General features: G+C 70.4%; 11 protein-coding genes. 4 read left to right on the forward strand and 7 right to left on the reverse strand.

Translation table 11 applies throughout. From position 1 onward, the window contains the following. The first annotated feature begins 30 nt into the window (after positions 1–30). Complete coding sequence (locus ACFQ4H_RS08120; RefSeq protein ID WP_377568781.1) at positions 31–939, forward strand: universal stress protein; 909 nt, start codon at positions 31–33, stop codon at positions 937–939. Between the two features lie 69 nt (positions 940–1,008). Here ACFQ4H_RS08120 and ACFQ4H_RS08125 read toward each other — a convergent pair whose 3' ends face one another. Next, positions 1,009–3,228: an Hsp70 family protein gene (locus tag ACFQ4H_RS08125; RefSeq protein WP_377568785.1), complete on the reverse strand. Its 2,220-nt coding sequence runs from the start codon at positions 3,226–3,228 to the stop codon at positions 1,009–1,011. 203 nt (positions 3,229–3,431) lie between these two features. Here ACFQ4H_RS08125 and ACFQ4H_RS08130 point away from each other — a divergent pair, with 203 nt between their 5' ends. Then, entirely contained in the window at positions 3,432–4,448 is a 1,017-nt protein-coding gene (locus tag ACFQ4H_RS08130; RefSeq protein WP_377568788.1) for an Acg family FMN-binding oxidoreductase, read from the forward strand. Positions 4,449–4,473: 25 nt separating this feature from the next. On the opposite strand, the gene mgtA is transcribed toward ACFQ4H_RS08130, so the two are convergent. The 3 genes from mgtA to ACFQ4H_RS08145 form a co-directional block, all read right to left on the reverse strand. Then, positions 4,474–7,173 (reverse strand): magnesium-translocating P-type ATPase, encoded by a 2,700-nt coding sequence (gene mgtA, locus ACFQ4H_RS08135; protein ID WP_377568791.1) that lies wholly within the window; start codon positions 7,171–7,173, stop codon positions 4,474–4,476. A gap of 72 nt (positions 7,174–7,245) precedes the next feature. Beyond that, the gene (locus ACFQ4H_RS08140; protein WP_377568794.1) at positions 7,246–7,758 is read right to left on the reverse strand and encodes a serine O-acetyltransferase; all 513 of its coding nucleotides are present in this window, start codon (positions 7,756–7,758) and stop codon (positions 7,246–7,248) included. A gap of 106 nt (positions 7,759–7,864) precedes the next feature. Continuing rightward, positions 7,865–8,059 carry a hypothetical protein gene (locus ACFQ4H_RS08145; RefSeq protein ID WP_377568797.1) on the reverse strand — a complete coding sequence of 65 codons (195 nt, stop codon included), beginning with the start codon at positions 8,057–8,059 and terminating at the stop codon, positions 7,865–7,867. Positions 8,060–8,182: 123 nt separating this feature from the next. Between ACFQ4H_RS08145 and ACFQ4H_RS08150 the strand changes: the two genes are divergently transcribed. Beyond that, positions 8,183–8,395 carry a hypothetical protein gene (locus ACFQ4H_RS08150; protein ID WP_377568800.1) on the forward strand — a complete coding sequence of 71 codons (213 nt, stop codon included), beginning with the start codon at positions 8,183–8,185 and terminating at the stop codon, positions 8,393–8,395. A gap of 8 nt (positions 8,396–8,403) precedes the next feature. Here ACFQ4H_RS08150 and ACFQ4H_RS08155 read toward each other — a convergent pair whose 3' ends face one another. Next, positions 8,404–9,153: an alpha/beta fold hydrolase gene (locus ACFQ4H_RS08155; RefSeq protein ID WP_377569014.1), complete on the reverse strand. Its 750-nt coding sequence runs from the start codon at positions 9,151–9,153 to the stop codon at positions 8,404–8,406. A gap of 412 nt (positions 9,154–9,565) precedes the next feature. Here ACFQ4H_RS08155 and ACFQ4H_RS08160 point away from each other — a divergent pair, with 412 nt between their 5' ends. Continuing rightward, positions 9,566–12,109 (forward strand): NACHT domain-containing protein, encoded by a 2,544-nt coding sequence (locus ACFQ4H_RS08160; protein WP_377568802.1) that lies wholly within the window; start codon positions 9,566–9,568, stop codon positions 12,107–12,109. Between the two features lie 22 nt (positions 12,110–12,131). On the opposite strand, the gene ACFQ4H_RS08165 is transcribed toward ACFQ4H_RS08160, so the two are convergent. Together ACFQ4H_RS08165 and ACFQ4H_RS08170 are read right to left on the reverse strand one after the other, a co-directional pair. Beyond that, positions 12,132–12,926 carry a hypothetical protein gene (locus ACFQ4H_RS08165; protein ID WP_377569017.1) on the reverse strand — a complete coding sequence of 265 codons (795 nt, stop codon included), beginning with the start codon at positions 12,924–12,926 and terminating at the stop codon, positions 12,132–12,134. Between the two features lie 169 nt (positions 12,927–13,095). Next, entirely contained in the window at positions 13,096–13,494 is a 399-nt protein-coding gene (locus ACFQ4H_RS08170) for a hypothetical protein (protein ID WP_377568805.1), read from the reverse strand. Positions 13,495–13,598: the final 104 nt, after the last annotated feature.

The following is a 13,598-nucleotide window of genomic DNA, read 5'->3' on the forward strand; positions in this document are numbered from 1 at the left end:
GGGACGGCACGGAACGCGAAGGAGGCCACAATGATCACCGGCCGTACGCCGTCAGGCACGCCCCACCCGATCCTGGTCGGCTACGACGGCTCCGACGGCTCCCGCGCCGCCGTGGCCTGGGCACTCGACGAGGGTGCCCGCAGTGGAGCGCCGGTGGTGCTGGCGTACGCCTTCGAGTGGATGACCACGGCCGGATGGATCGGACCCGGTATCGGGGTCGGGGTGTGGCCCGACGACGTGGCCCGCAAGGAGATCGAATCGCTGCTGCGGGAGACGGTCGCCGAGGCCGCCAGAACGCACCCCGGTGTGGACGTACGTGGTGAACTGCTGGACGGTCCACCCGCCCCGCTGCTCCAGGACCGGTCGGCGAAGGCGTCGGTGGTGGTGCTGGGCAGCCGGGGACACGGTGGCTTCGCCGGTCTCCTGGCCGGGTCGACCACCGTCTCGGTCTCCGCCCACGCACACTGCCCGGTGGTCGTCGTACGCGATCCCGAACCGGTCGGGTCGGCCCGCCCCGGGCCGGTCGTCGTCGGGGTGGACGGCTCGGAGGAGTCGCTCCTCGCGCTCGACTTCGCCCTCGACCGGGCGGACGGGTGGAAGGTGCCGGTACGCGTCATCCGGGTCTGGGCACCCCCGGCGGCCAAGTGGCACCCGCCGGAGGCGGATCTGGCCAGGATCACGGACAGTGAACTGGCGGCCGTACAGGAGATGCTGATCGCCTGGCGGGAGAAGTACCCGGGGGTCACCATCACCCCTGAGGTGATCATCGAGCAACCGACGTCCGCCCTGATCAAGGCGTCGGTCGACGCCCGGTTGATCGTCGTCGGCTCCCGGGGCCGGGGCGGCTTCCGGGGAATGCTGCTCGGCTCGGTCAGCCAGCAGTTGATGCAGCACAGCCAGTGCCCGGTCGCCGTGGTCCGGGAACTGCCGGCGCCCTGACGCACCGGCCCGTCGCGCAGTTGTTTCCAGAGTCGGCGGCGGCTGCCACCCGGCTTCGCCGGGCCGCTGCTACGCGGCCCGGTGGGTGGCGGTCCGTCCGGTACGGGTGATCATCACGGCCGCCCCGGCCAACGCGCCGAGGAATGCCAACTCCACCAGCTGCCCGATGTGGGAGTCGGTCCGGTTCAGACAGTTGACGGCCAGCCACCAAGCCGCGGCGACCGGAACACCGATCGCTGCGGCCAGTGGCACCGGCCCGCCCCTGCCCTGCCAGGCACGCCACAGCGCCAGGCCCACCGCCGCCCCTTCGACGGTGGCGATGCCCAGGACCCCGAACACCTCCTCGGGCTTCCCGCTCAGGTTGATCACGAACAGCACGAAGGTCCACATGAGAACGGTCAGCGCCGCGGTGGCGACACCGGCCCAGACCGGCGGCACCTGACGGCCGCGTACGACGAGTACGGCCAGCACCAGTCCGCCGGCAGCCAGGGTCAGTAGCGCCCCCAGCCAGGGCGCGTTCCACAGCGGTAGTGCGACCTGGACGTACTGGGGCGAGGAGCCGAACGGCAGCAGTTCCTCGTTCACGTCGTACAGCCTGATGCTCAGCTCCAGCGCGCCGCCGACCAGGCCGGCGAGTCCGGACGGTGGAGAGACCTCGGCGACCCAGCGTCCCGCCTGGGTGAACGCCGGTGCCTGTACCGTCTCCGACGTCCAGAACCCGAGGTACTGGTACTCCACCTCGACCCTGGTCACCTGGCTGTCCGTCTCGTCGCCCAGCGCGCCTTCGAGGACCATCGGCTGGCCGAGGTCGAGAACCAGGTCTTCGCTCAGTGGCGCACCGTTGAGCGTCATCGTGGCGTCCTCCGGTCGGCTCCCGCCGACACCGGTCGAGAACGGCACGTACGCCAGGATGGCGACGGCGACCACCGCGAACAGCGTGGCCAGTACCCGGACCGGCCCGGTGCGCCGGCCGGACACCACCACCGGTGCCGGCCGGGCCGGGGCATCCCCCGGGGAAAGTACGGCGGTAGCCACCGAAAGCGGAGCCGGCCCGGCCCCGGGCCGCATACTCGTCCCCGCGTCGGGCCGCACATTCGTCCCCGCGTCATGCCGCACATTCGTCCCGGCCCCGGGCCGCACATTCGACCCCGTGTCGGGTGGCGCGGGTGTCCCGGCCTGCCGGGCAGCGACGGCAGGAAAGACGGGGGCAACCTCCGGGGTCTGTGCGGCGGACACCACGGCACCTTCGGCGACGACGAGTTCGGGTTGCTCGATCGCGGTGGGCACGACGCCGAAGGCCCGTAACAGCAGTGTGCTGACCAGCGGAATCCGGCTGGCACCACCGACCAGCAGGATGCCGTGCAGGTCAGCCGGGGTCAGCCCGGCGGCACGTACGGCAGCCCGGGTGGCGTCCACGGTCCGGTCCAGCAGCGGCCGGGCGAGTTGTTCGAGCTGCTCCCGCCCCAACGGTGCGTCCTGGTCCAGCAACGGGACCGGGATCACGGCCTGGGCGGCGCGGGACAGCACCTCCTTCGCCGCACGGACGTCCTCCCACATCAGCCACCGCGCCCGCCGGTCGGTCGTGGTGGCCGGCTCGGTCAGCCGCCGCCACTGCTCCGGCTGCCGACCGGCGAAGACCGCGCCGAGGTGGGCGACGATCGCGGCGTCCACGTCCAGCCCACCCGTGTCGGGCAGTCCCCGGTCGGCCAGGACCCGATATCCGGTCGTCTCACGGCGCACCACGGCCACGTCGAACGTACCCGCCCCCAGGTCGTAGACGACCAGGCAGGCACCCACCGGTAGTGAACTGCCGAGCACCTCCACGAAGTAGCCGGCCGCCGCGACCGGCTCGGGAACCAGCCGGTGCGTGGGCAGGCCGGCCTGCACGGCGGCGGTGGACAGTAGCGCTCGGCGCTGCTGTCCCCAGGACGCGGGATGGGTGACGACCACGCTGTCCGGCTGGCCGCCGGCCGCGCGGGTGACCTCCTCACGGACCCGGGTGAGCACCGCGGTGACGAGGTCGACGACCGGCACCTCCCGATCACCGAGCAGCACCGTGCCGTCGTCGATACGCTGTTTGGGATTCGGCTCGCACCGCTGCGGGCTGACCCGGCCGCCGTGCCACGCCTCGCGGCCGGTCACCAGCCGGCCGCCGGGCTCGACGAAGACCGCCGATGGCAGCAGTGGCGTGCCGTCCAGCAACAAGGGTGTGGTCCGACCGTCACGACGCCGCAGAACGGCAACCGTATTGGACGTTCCAAAGTCGATTCCCACCGATATCCCCGTCACGTCGGGAGTCTAGTGGTGTGTCGACGCGGGCATTCCTGCCGTCGTCAGGCTCAGGGTGCGACACGACGGTCCGGGCGGCTTCCCGGCGCTGGACGTGCTGTCCTTCCCGGGACGGAGACCATTGTCCGGGTGGCGTGGACCGGCAAGTAACCTCGGACCAGCACCCGGTCGGGCACGATGGATCAGACGGAAGGGGCGCGAGAATGACCGACGAGACGCCGGAGACCAGCCGGTCGCTGACTGCCGCGCTGACCGAGGCCGCCACGGCGGCCGGCTACGCGCCCTCGGTGCACAACACCCAACCGTGGCGCTGGCGGGTCCAGCCGGACGGCCTGGAGCTGTACGCCGTACGCGACCGGCAACTGGCCGTCACCGATCCGGATGGACGGCTGCTGGCGGTGAGCTGCGGCACCGGGCTGCACCACGCCCGGGTGGCGCTGGCGGCACAGGGCTGGGCGGCCCGGGTCACCCGGTTGCCTGATCCGGCCGACCCGGACCTCCTGGCCAGGATCGTCGTCACCGGGCCGAGCGCGCCGACCTCCGACGCCGTCGAACTGGCGGCCTGCCTGCGGGAACGGCACACGGACCGCCGACCGGTCAGCACCGAGCCGGTGCCGACCAGGTCGCTGGACGCGATCAGGAAGGCGGTGGCGGACGAGGACCTGCAACTGCACATCCTCGGCGCCAACCAGGTCTACGAACTGGCCGCCGCAGCGTCCCGGGCCGCCGAGGTGGAGGCCAAGGACCCGGTGTTCCAACAGGAACTCCAGTACTGGACTACCCGGACCGGCCCGGCCGGCACCGGACTGCCGGCGGAGGTGCTGCCCGCACACGCGGCGGAGACCACGGTGCCGGGCCGGGACTTCGGCCGGGAGGGCACCCTGCCGGTCGGACCGGGCCACGACCGGGCCGCCGCCTACGGGCTGCTGTACGGCGACGAGGACGAGCCGAAGAACTGGCTACGGGCCGGTGAGGCGTTGTCTGCGGCCTGGCTGACCGCCACCCGACTCGGCGTGTCGGTGGTGCCGCTCAGCGCGGTGGTCGAGGTGGTCAGCACCCGGCACACGCTGCGCCGGTTACTGGCCGACCTCGGTTACCCGTACCTTGCGTTGCGGCTGGGGATCGCCGACCCGGCGCAGCCTGCGCCACCCCACACACCACGGATGCCGGTCACCCAGGTCGTGGACACGTCCGCCGTGCCCACCGCCGGCACTCAATAGCCCGCCCGGGACGGCGGCGCAGGCTTCAGGCCGCCGCACCCACCGTCCTCGACCTTCGTCGAGGGTGGTGGGTGGTGAACCGATTGATCATCCGGGCAGCAGCAGAGCGGTGCGGCCGTTCGGGTCGACGTGGTCCGGGCGCCGGGCGCAACAGGTTGCTGGAGCTGAAGAGGATGCGTTTGGTTGTTTCGACCATCGCCAGGTACACGGCCACCAGCACGACGACCACGATCAGGAACACCGACGGCAACCGGGTGAAGCCGAGTGTCCCGGCCAACGGGCTGTACGGCAGCAGGACCGCCACGGTGACGCCGGCCAGGGCGGCGAACAGCAGGGGTCGGCTCGGGCGGCTACGCCAGAACGGGCTGACCTGGGTACGGATCACGAAGATGACCAGTGTCTGGGTGGCCAGCGACTCGACGAACCAACCGGACCGGAACTCGGGAGGTCCGGCGTGCAGCAGCAACAGCAGGAGCGCGAAGGTGAGGAAGTCGAACATCGACGACAGCGGCCCGAAGATGAACATGAACCGCCGGATCTCCCGCAGGCTCCAGTGCGCCGGTCGGGCGAGTTGCTCCGGATCCACCCGGTCGCTGGGGATGGCCACCTGGGTCAGGTCGTAGATCAGGTTGTTGAGCAGGATCTGCGACGGCAACAACGGTAGGAAGGACAGGAAGGTCGACGCGCCCGCAGCACTGAACATGTTGCCGAAGTTGCTCGACGTTCCCATCAGGATGTACTTGATCGTGTTGGCGAAGGCCCGCCGTCCCTCGGTCACCCCCTGTGCCAGGACCCCGAGATCCTTCTCCAGCAACAGCACGTCGGCCGCGTCCTTGGCGACGTCGGTGGCGGTGTCGACGGAGATCCCCACGTCGGCGGTGTGCAGGGCCACGGCGTCGTTGACCCCGTCACCGAGGAATGCGACGTCGGCACCGACGCTGCGCTGGGCATGGACGATGCGCGCCTTGTCGTCCGGCCCCACCCGCCCGAAGATGGTGGTCGCGGCGACAGTTGCGGGCAGGTCACCGTCGGCGATCTCGCCCAGCTCCTTCCCGGTCAACACACCGGTGACCGTCAGGCCGAGGTCCCGGCAGACCCGCTCGGCCACGGCGGGGTGGTCACCGGTGATGACCTTGACGGCGACGCCGAGCCGGGCCAACTGCGCCAACGCGTTCCTGGCCTGGGCCTTGACTGCGTCATCGAAGATCAGCAGGCCGGCGAACGACAGGTCCCGCTCGTCCTGCGGGGTCGGATGCTCCAGGTCCGGTGCCGGTCGGGTGGCTACCGTGAGAACCCGGGCACCAGCGGCCACCTGGTCAGCCAACATCGCCTGTCCGTCCGGTGGCACGTCCGTGCAGAGCGTCATCACCTCCTCGGGTGCGCCCTTGACCACCAGTTGCCGCCCGTGTGGTGTATCGACCAGGACCGTGACCCGCCGTCGGTCGGAGTCGAAGGGCAACACCCCGATCCGTCGGTAGTCGCCGACCGGCTGGCTGGCCGCCGCCGGGGCCTGGCACAGCGCCACGTCCAGGGGGTTGCCCTGATCCTGGTCGTCCCGCTGTGCCGGGTCCCGGTCGCCGGCCACCAACCCGAGCAGGAGCAGTCGATCATCAGGTTGTCCGTCGCGGTTCAACGTGGTCCGCAGCCGGACCGTCCCTTCGGTCAGCGTGCCGGTCTTGTCGGTGAAGAGCACCTCGACGTTGCCCAGGTCCTCGACGCAGACCAACCGCTTCACGAGCACCCGCCGGGCGGCGAGTCGCCGGCTGCCGGTGGCCAGGGTGGTCGTGACCACCGCCGGTAGCAGTTGTGGCGTGATACCGACCGCGATGGCCAGGCTGAACAGCACCGCATCGATGATCGGCTTGTGGGTGAACAGGTTGACCACGAAGATCAACGCCGTCAGCACACCCGCTATCCGGGCCAGCATCAGCGAGAACCGTCGCAATCCGGTCTGGAACTCGGTCTCGGTCCGACGTCTGCTCAGGCCGGCGGCGACCCGACCGAACTCGGTGTCGGCGCCGGTGGCCACGACCACGCCCAGCCCGGCCCCGCCCCGGACCACGGTGCCCATGAGGCAACACGAGGTCAGGTCGGCGAGTGCCGCACCGGGGGCGACCGGTGCGGTCTGTTTGACGACCGTCACCGACTCCCCGGTCAACACCGACTCGTCGCAGACCAGCCGTTCCGCCTCGATCAACCGCACGTCGGCGGCGACCACACTGCCCAGCCCCAACCGCAGGAGATCACCGGGGACCACGTCGCGCTCGTTGACCCGCTGGACCGCGCCGTCCCGGACCACCTGCGCCGTGTGCTGGATCCGCTCGTGCAGCGAGGCCCCGGTCCGTTCGGCCCGGTACTCGTTGACGAATCCGAAACCGACGCTGATCGCCAGGATCACCCCGATCACCACAGCATCCGTTCGCTGCCCCACGACGAAGGACACTGCGGCGGCAGCCAGCAACAGCGCCAGCAGGGGCGAGCGCAGCTGCCGCGCCAGCACGGACAGCGCCGACAGCCGGTAGGTGGATACGACGTTGGGTCCGTGCTCGGTCAGCCTGCGGGCCGCCTCCCCGGCCGTCAGGCCGTCACGGTTGCCGCCCAGGCTTGTGAGCACCTCCTCGGGACCCGTCGCAGCAGCCTGGACGACGGGTGAGGCACCGGAACGCGGGGACGGCGTCCGAGCCGTGCCCGTCGAGGCCCGGTCTGGCTCACGCGATTCCGGCATCTGGGATGCCAGCCGGACTCTTCACCCTCTCATCATCGCCACGTTCGCCCGGCTGACATGCCGATTCCGGGATTACCCGGCACCCGTCCGCGCGGCCGACTCGGCGGGTCCCACCACCACGGCTCGCGGCCCGAGCGCCCGGCCGCCCTCCGGCACGTCGTCGAGGACGGTCGCGCCCGCACCGATCTTCGCGGCACGGCCGATCACGACCGGCCCCAGCACGACCGCACCAGCCCCCAGGGTCACTCCCGCGCCGATGACCGGTTCACCGGTGAAGTCCTTCCGGCCGACCGTGACGTTGTGGTACATGCTGACGTTCTCCCCGAGGCGGGCGCCCCGGTGCAGGACCAGTCCGTACGGATGGAACAGTTTGAGCCCCGGCCCACATTGCAGTTCCCGGGGCAGGTCGCTGTTGGTGCCGAGCCGGATCACCAGCAGATTGAGAATCTTGTACGGCACCGCGCACAGCCGCCGGGGCAGCGTACGTCGGGCGTGCGTCCACTGCCCGAGCCGGAAGACCGTCAGCACGAGCCTGGCCAGCGGATCCCGGTTACGCCGAAAGTCCTGCCGCAGCGTGTCGAACATGCGACGAAGCGTAGGTCGATACGAAGATCGAGAACGGCCCACGTCTCCGCCTGGCCGCGGTCAGATAGCCGACAGCAACCGGACGGTGACGACTTCGGTTCGTCGACTATCCGGGGGTGGTCTCGGCCACGACCCGGGCCGCCGGATCGGGGCAGGCCCGCCCCTGTTCCAGGGCGAGTTGGAGCGTCCGCTCGTCGGCCCGCTGCGCCGGCGACAGTGTGGCCAGCACCCGGCGGACCAGCAGGTCGGCCCCCTGGTAGTCGGCCCGCCCGACCAGCACCGCCAGGTAGCGCAGTGCCACGCCACGCTGCTGCGGGTCGAGCAACGCGGTCGGCAGGAACCCGGCCCGGTCCAGGTCGGAGACCCCCTTGGGTCGGCGCCAGCGTGACCCCGACCCATCGATCAGCGGGTCTACGCTGGAGCCATGACATGGACATGGGCAATTATCGGCGTCGCCGCCGCAATCGGCCTGGTCACGGGATACCTTCTCTGGCGTGACCGGTCCCGCCGGGCCGCCTCGGAGGACCATGCCGCAGTCCAGCAGGGGCAGGCCGCTGCGCATCGGCATGCCGCCAGCAGCGCGGCCGCCGCCAGGCCCGGCCCGAACCACCCGGAGAACAGTCACAACTACGGGTAGGCGCGGAGTCAGCCGGACGCCGCTGCTGATCCGCACAGCAGCACGTCCGCCACCAGGTCCGGGTCGTCGAAGGTCGGAAGGTGCCCGACACCGGGAAGCAGTACCAGCCGGGCCCCCGGGATCATCCGGGCGGCCCGTCGCCCCTGCCAGGGCAGCAGCAGCCGGTCACGCCATCCCCAGGCGATCGTGACCGGCACCGGGATGACCCGGTCGTACTCGAACCGGTCACGGGTGATCGCGACAAGGTCCGCGTCGAAGTTCGCGGACCCGGCGACGGCCCGCAGGATCGCCGCCGCGTCGTCGCCGGGTAACCGCCATGACCGCCCCATGGATTGGGCGTACAGCGCCGTGCGCCACAGTCCACTATCGAACACACGGTCCGCAGTCGGCGCAAGCGCACGCGCCACCCGCGCCGAGGCCCGGAGCGATGCCCGCAGATAGGCGGCCCCGAAGTCGTTGTAGAAGCCAGCCGGCGAGAAGACGGTGACCGTACGGGCCCGACCGCGTTTGGCAAGTTCGAGCGCCACCCAGCCACCCATCGAGTTCCCGGCGAGATGCGCGGTCTCGATGTTCAGACCGTCCAGGAAACGCGCGGTCGCGTCCGCAAGTGGACCCACGCCCGACGCGTCGCCCACTTCGGACCGGGGCGAGCCACCATAGCCCGGCAGATCGACCAGTACGACGTCGCGCCGCGCCGCCAACCGACGGAGCACCGGTGACCAGATCCGCCAGTTCCCGCCGATCCCGTGCACCAGCACCAACGGCTCACCGGCACCCTGGCGATGGTAATTGAGGATCTACCCTCTCCTTCCGGAAAGATAGCCTTATCCGAATTTCCAGGACATGGAGCTCTTCACGTAGCAATGCAACTGAATTGCACGCTCAACACTAATTGCCGCATGATACCAAGCCGGAACAAAGAACAGCTCAAGCGTCGATGCAATCGAGCCATTCGTACGCTCACCCCGACAGCAGCAGTCCATTGACATCGCCCGTACCGCCATGCTCGAATTTTTTCGCGAATTGTCGACACACGACCCAGCAGTCGAAATTCGCCTGCCGTGGCAACCAGAACACACATCGATCAATACCCACTGGTAACAATTCTCCCACCGAGAATAGCCGCCTCGGGCAACCTGCACGAAAAGCAGCCAGGGACAAGGAGGTACGGTGCGCCGCCGACCTTCACTCGTGACCATCGTCGGGGTACCGGCCTCCCTGCTGGGGCTGGTGGGAAACCTCGCCACCGGGGACATCGAACTGCCCCCGGCATGGAAGCCGTGGATCTGGCTGGCCGTCGGGACGCTACTGGTCGCCGTGACGATAATTGAGGCGCGCAAGGCCGGGGCGGGTGAGGGTCCGCGCACCCCGGGACGAGGGCTGGCCCTGACCGAGGCAGCCGAACAGTTGGCTGACGCGGTCGGGGTGCTGTGGCATCGTGAGGAAGACCAGCGACGAATACATGACCCCTTTCCGCTGGCGATCCGCTGGCAGGTTGCCGACGAGAAACTGATGGACCACTGGGCCAACATTCGCCGTGCGCCGCCCGGCACCGATCCCGGTCCCCTGCCACTGGCGAATCGTCTGGACCGGATCCTGACCGTATTCCACGGTATTGCCGCACGTCGTCTGGTCATCCTCGGTCCGGCCGGTTCCGGCAAGACCATCCTGACCCTGCGATTCGTACTCGACATGTTGGCCAGCCGCCAACCAACCGACCCCGTACCGGTGGTCTTCACGCTCGGCTCCTGGGATCCGACCAGCATGACGTTCGAGGCCTGGCTCACTCACCAACTCATCCGGGACCATCCCGGACTGGCCGCACCGGCCGCCGCGCCCGGACTGCCGGGCAACCGGGCCCCCAGCCTGGCCGCCGCGCTCGTGGCAGCGAACCGGATCCTGCCGGTCCTGGACGGATTCGACGAGATCGCCGATGGTCTGCACCACCGGGCCCTCACCGCGCTCAACGCGACCACCACACCGCTGCTGCTGACCAGTCGACCCGAGGAGTACGAGTCCGCGGTTGCCGCCAGCGGCGTGCTCCGGTCGGCCGCCGCGGTCACGCTCGACGAACTCACCGTCGCGGACCTGGCCGACTATCTGCCCCGGACCACCCGCAGGACGGTCGGCGACACCACGCACACCACAGCGTGGGATCCGGTCTTCCGCTGGCTGGCGGCACACCCCGGCGATCCACACGCCGCCACGCTCAGCTCGGCCCTGGCCACCCCGCTGATGGTCGCGCTGGCCCGCACGATCTACAGCGACACGCCTGGACACGACCCGGTCACCCTGCTCGACAGCGTCCGCTTCCCAACCCCGGAGTCGCTCCGGAAGCACCTGTTCGTCGCCTTCGTGCCAGCCGTCTACCAGCATCCGGGTGGTGCCCAGCGCTCCGCCGGTCACCGCTACCGGCACTGGGAACCCGACCAGGTCCAACGCTGGTTGGCCCACCTCGCCACCCACCTCGACCTGCTCGGCACCCGTGACCTTGCCTGGTGGCAGTTGGGCGGCACCATCGCCCGGCGGTCCCGGCTGCTGGCGTACGGGCTCCTCGGTGGGGCGATCTTCGCCATCATCGCCGGCATCGTCGCCGGTACCGCTTTCGCGCTCGCCTTCGGGCTGGTCGGCGGACTCGCCTTCGGCCTGGCCGTCGACGGCCCCGGACCGACCCCTACCGGAACGCCGGAACGCAGCCGGACCCGCAATGCGCTGCACGGCCTCGGCTACGGACTGGTCACCGCGACCGGCTTCGGAATCGCGGGCGGCATCATGATCAGCCGCACCTACGGTCTGGTCGCGGCACCAATATTCCTGGTCGTCTTCGGCCTGGCCTACGGTCTCGTGCTGGACGGCCCGGACCCGTCCCCGGCCCAGGTCCGGGTACGCAGCTCCGAACGCAACGTGCTCCGTGGCGTCCTGTTCGGGCTGGCCCACGGACTGGCGGTCGGTGTCCTCGGTGGCCTGACCCACGGACTGCTCCTCGGGCTGGCCGTCGGGCTCTCCGTCGGCCTGGCGGTGGGCCTCGCCCTCGGGCTCGCCGGTGAGCAGGCCGAGCCGTCACGGACCCAGCTCCGCCTGCGCGGACGACTACGGGAGGTGCTCCGTGGCCTCGTACTCTGGCTGGCGGTCGGGCTCGCCGTCGGCATCGTGGTGCGCTTCGTACTCGGTCTGCTGTTCGCGCTGGCCTTCGGCCGGGAGGCGGGGCTGTCGGCCGGTCTGCTCGTCGGGATCGCGGTCGGGCTGGCGATCGTGCTCGTCTTCGGCTTCGGCGAGTTCACCGCGCCGATCGACGTACGGACGATGGTCAACCCGATGCGACTGCTGGCCTCCGACCGACGCAACACGATCGTGCAGTTGCTGCTGTTCGGTCTGGTGTTCGCCCTCACCATCGGCTACCTGGGCGGGCTGACCGTCGGTCTGTTGGGCGGCCTCCTGGGCGGCATCCTCGGCGGCCTCCTCGGGAACGCGTGGGGTCGCTGGCTGATCCTCGCGCGGTTCTGGCTTCCCCTGACCGGGCGACTGCCCTGGCGTACGATCACCTTCCTCAATGACGCCTACCATCGCGGCGTGCTGCGCCAATCCGGCGCTGTCTACCAGTTCCGCCATGGACAGATCCAGCACCACCTCGCCGTCACCGGGAAACGGCTGTCCCCCCGTCAACCGGAACGGATCGCCGAAGCGGCGTACGACACTGTCAACTACCCCCGGTGACCCGGCCTGACCGGGCACCCGGTCAGGCGACGCGGACGGGCAGCAACTGGGTGGGTGCCTCGGACTGCCGGGGCGGGGCCGGTACCGGAACCGGTCGCCAGCCGACGCCAGCCAACTGATGCCTCAGTTGACGGACCTGCCCGGCCGCCACGGTCGCCTCGGCACGCAGACTGCCGGCCGCCAGGGTGGCCATCTCGGCGGCCCGCCAGGCGGCCTGCTCCCGCTCCGTCGCCCGCTGGTACCTGGCCCGCAGTCCGGCACGGGCCGCCCGATGCAGGACGACCTCCTGCTCGACCGGATGCCGCCGTGGGTCCCACCCGTGCCGGTGGGCCAACACGTCACCCAACTCCAGCACCGACAGTTCCCCACGCCAGTAGGCGGCCGTCGCCGCCCGGTGCAGGTACCGCTCGCGTGCGGCGTACTCCGCCGGGGTGTGGGGGGTGCGGGGCACCGGCATCGCCGCTGCCGCAGCCATCCTCGGGGTCAGGGCAGCCAACTTCTCGTACGCCTGCCAGGCTGCCTCGGCCTCGTTCTGCGCCGCCAGCCAGTCCTCCCGGCAGCGCCGAGCCCTGGCCTCGGCACGTTCGGCCGCCACCGCGACCTCCTCCGCGTAACGGTCGGCCTCCTGTGCCTGTACGGTCAGCCGCTGACGACGCAGCGCGGCGTCCCGGCGGCGCAGCCGACCGACGGAAAGGTTCCAGCTCGGCCGGGCGACCAGCCCGGCTATCGCCAGCACCGCCAGGAACATCAGGGCCAGCCAGATCAGCGCGGCCCTCGGCACGCCCAGCAGGAAGTTGTACATGGCAGTTTCCAACATCACGACCTCACAGGGGAACGATGTGACTGGGATCGGTCGTGCCGCATGTCCACGCTGGCCCGACCAGGTCCGGCGCGCCGACGGCCGGCTGCCATGGCCGGGGGCGCGCACGGTTCAGGGAATGGAGGGGGGAGCCTGAGGCCGGCCGGCGTTCACGCCCGGCCAGAGATCATTCGCGGGGTGGCGCGCGTTGCCCGATCGACCGGGTGAAGATCCCCTGGTCGGGCTCCCAGGTCGACGTCGTGGGGCGCTGACCTGCCGTATCCGCCGAAGCTACGGAAACTGCCGGGAAGCGGTCGCCTCCGTGCAGTTGATCGTCGGCGAGGTCCAGGTCGGAATGGTCCAGGGCCGCACCGGCATGCGAGACGAGCACGACGTCGACGACCTCGACGGCCGCCACCGCCGATGCCGGCGGCATCATGGACAGAGCCGAACTGCGGCCCGCCTCGGCTGCTCCACCGGAGACACCCAGCGCCAGCAGCAGTGTCGCCATCGCCAGGCCGGTCAGCACCTGCATCGACCGTCGCACCGCCGCCCACAGGGGGCGAGCGAGTGCGAGGGGAGCCATGGCATCCAACCTACCCCTTCCGCGACCGCTACGCATCGGCGGATGGACACCCATCACCGCTTGGTGATCGGTGATACCCGCGGACGCGCACGGCAGCGATGGCG

Source organism: Micromonospora sonneratiae (genome assembly GCF_042679305.1).
In the GTDB taxonomy this organism is placed as follows: domain Bacteria; phylum Actinomycetota; class Actinomycetes; order Mycobacteriales; family Micromonosporaceae; genus Micromonospora_H; species Micromonospora_H sonneratiae.

Bases quoted from the DNA above. Each gene is read 5' to 3' on its own strand.
- ACFQ4H_RS08120 (WP_377568781.1), top strand. From the start codon at position 31: ATGATCACCGGCCGTACGCCGTCAGGCACGCCCCACCCGATCCTGGTC.
- ACFQ4H_RS08130 (WP_377568788.1), top strand. From the start codon at position 3,432: ATGACCGACGAGACGCCGGAGACCAGCCGGTCGCTGACTGCCGCGCTG.
- mgtA (WP_377568791.1), bottom strand. From the start codon at position 7,173: ATGCCGGAATCGCGTGAGCCAGACCGGGCCTCGACGGGCACGGCTCGG.
- ACFQ4H_RS08140 (WP_377568794.1), bottom strand. From the start codon at position 7,758: ATGTTCGACACGCTGCGGCAGGACTTTCGGCGTAACCGGGATCCGCTG.
- ACFQ4H_RS08150 (WP_377568800.1), top strand. From the start codon at position 8,183: ATGACATGGACATGGGCAATTATCGGCGTCGCCGCCGCAATCGGCCTG.
- ACFQ4H_RS08165 (WP_377569017.1), bottom strand. From the start codon at position 12,926: ATGTTGGAAACTGCCATGTACAACTTCCTGCTGGGCGTGCCGAGGGCC.
- ACFQ4H_RS08170 (WP_377568805.1), bottom strand. From the start codon at position 13,494: ATGGCTCCCCTCGCACTCGCTCGCCCCCTGTGGGCGGCGGTGCGACGG.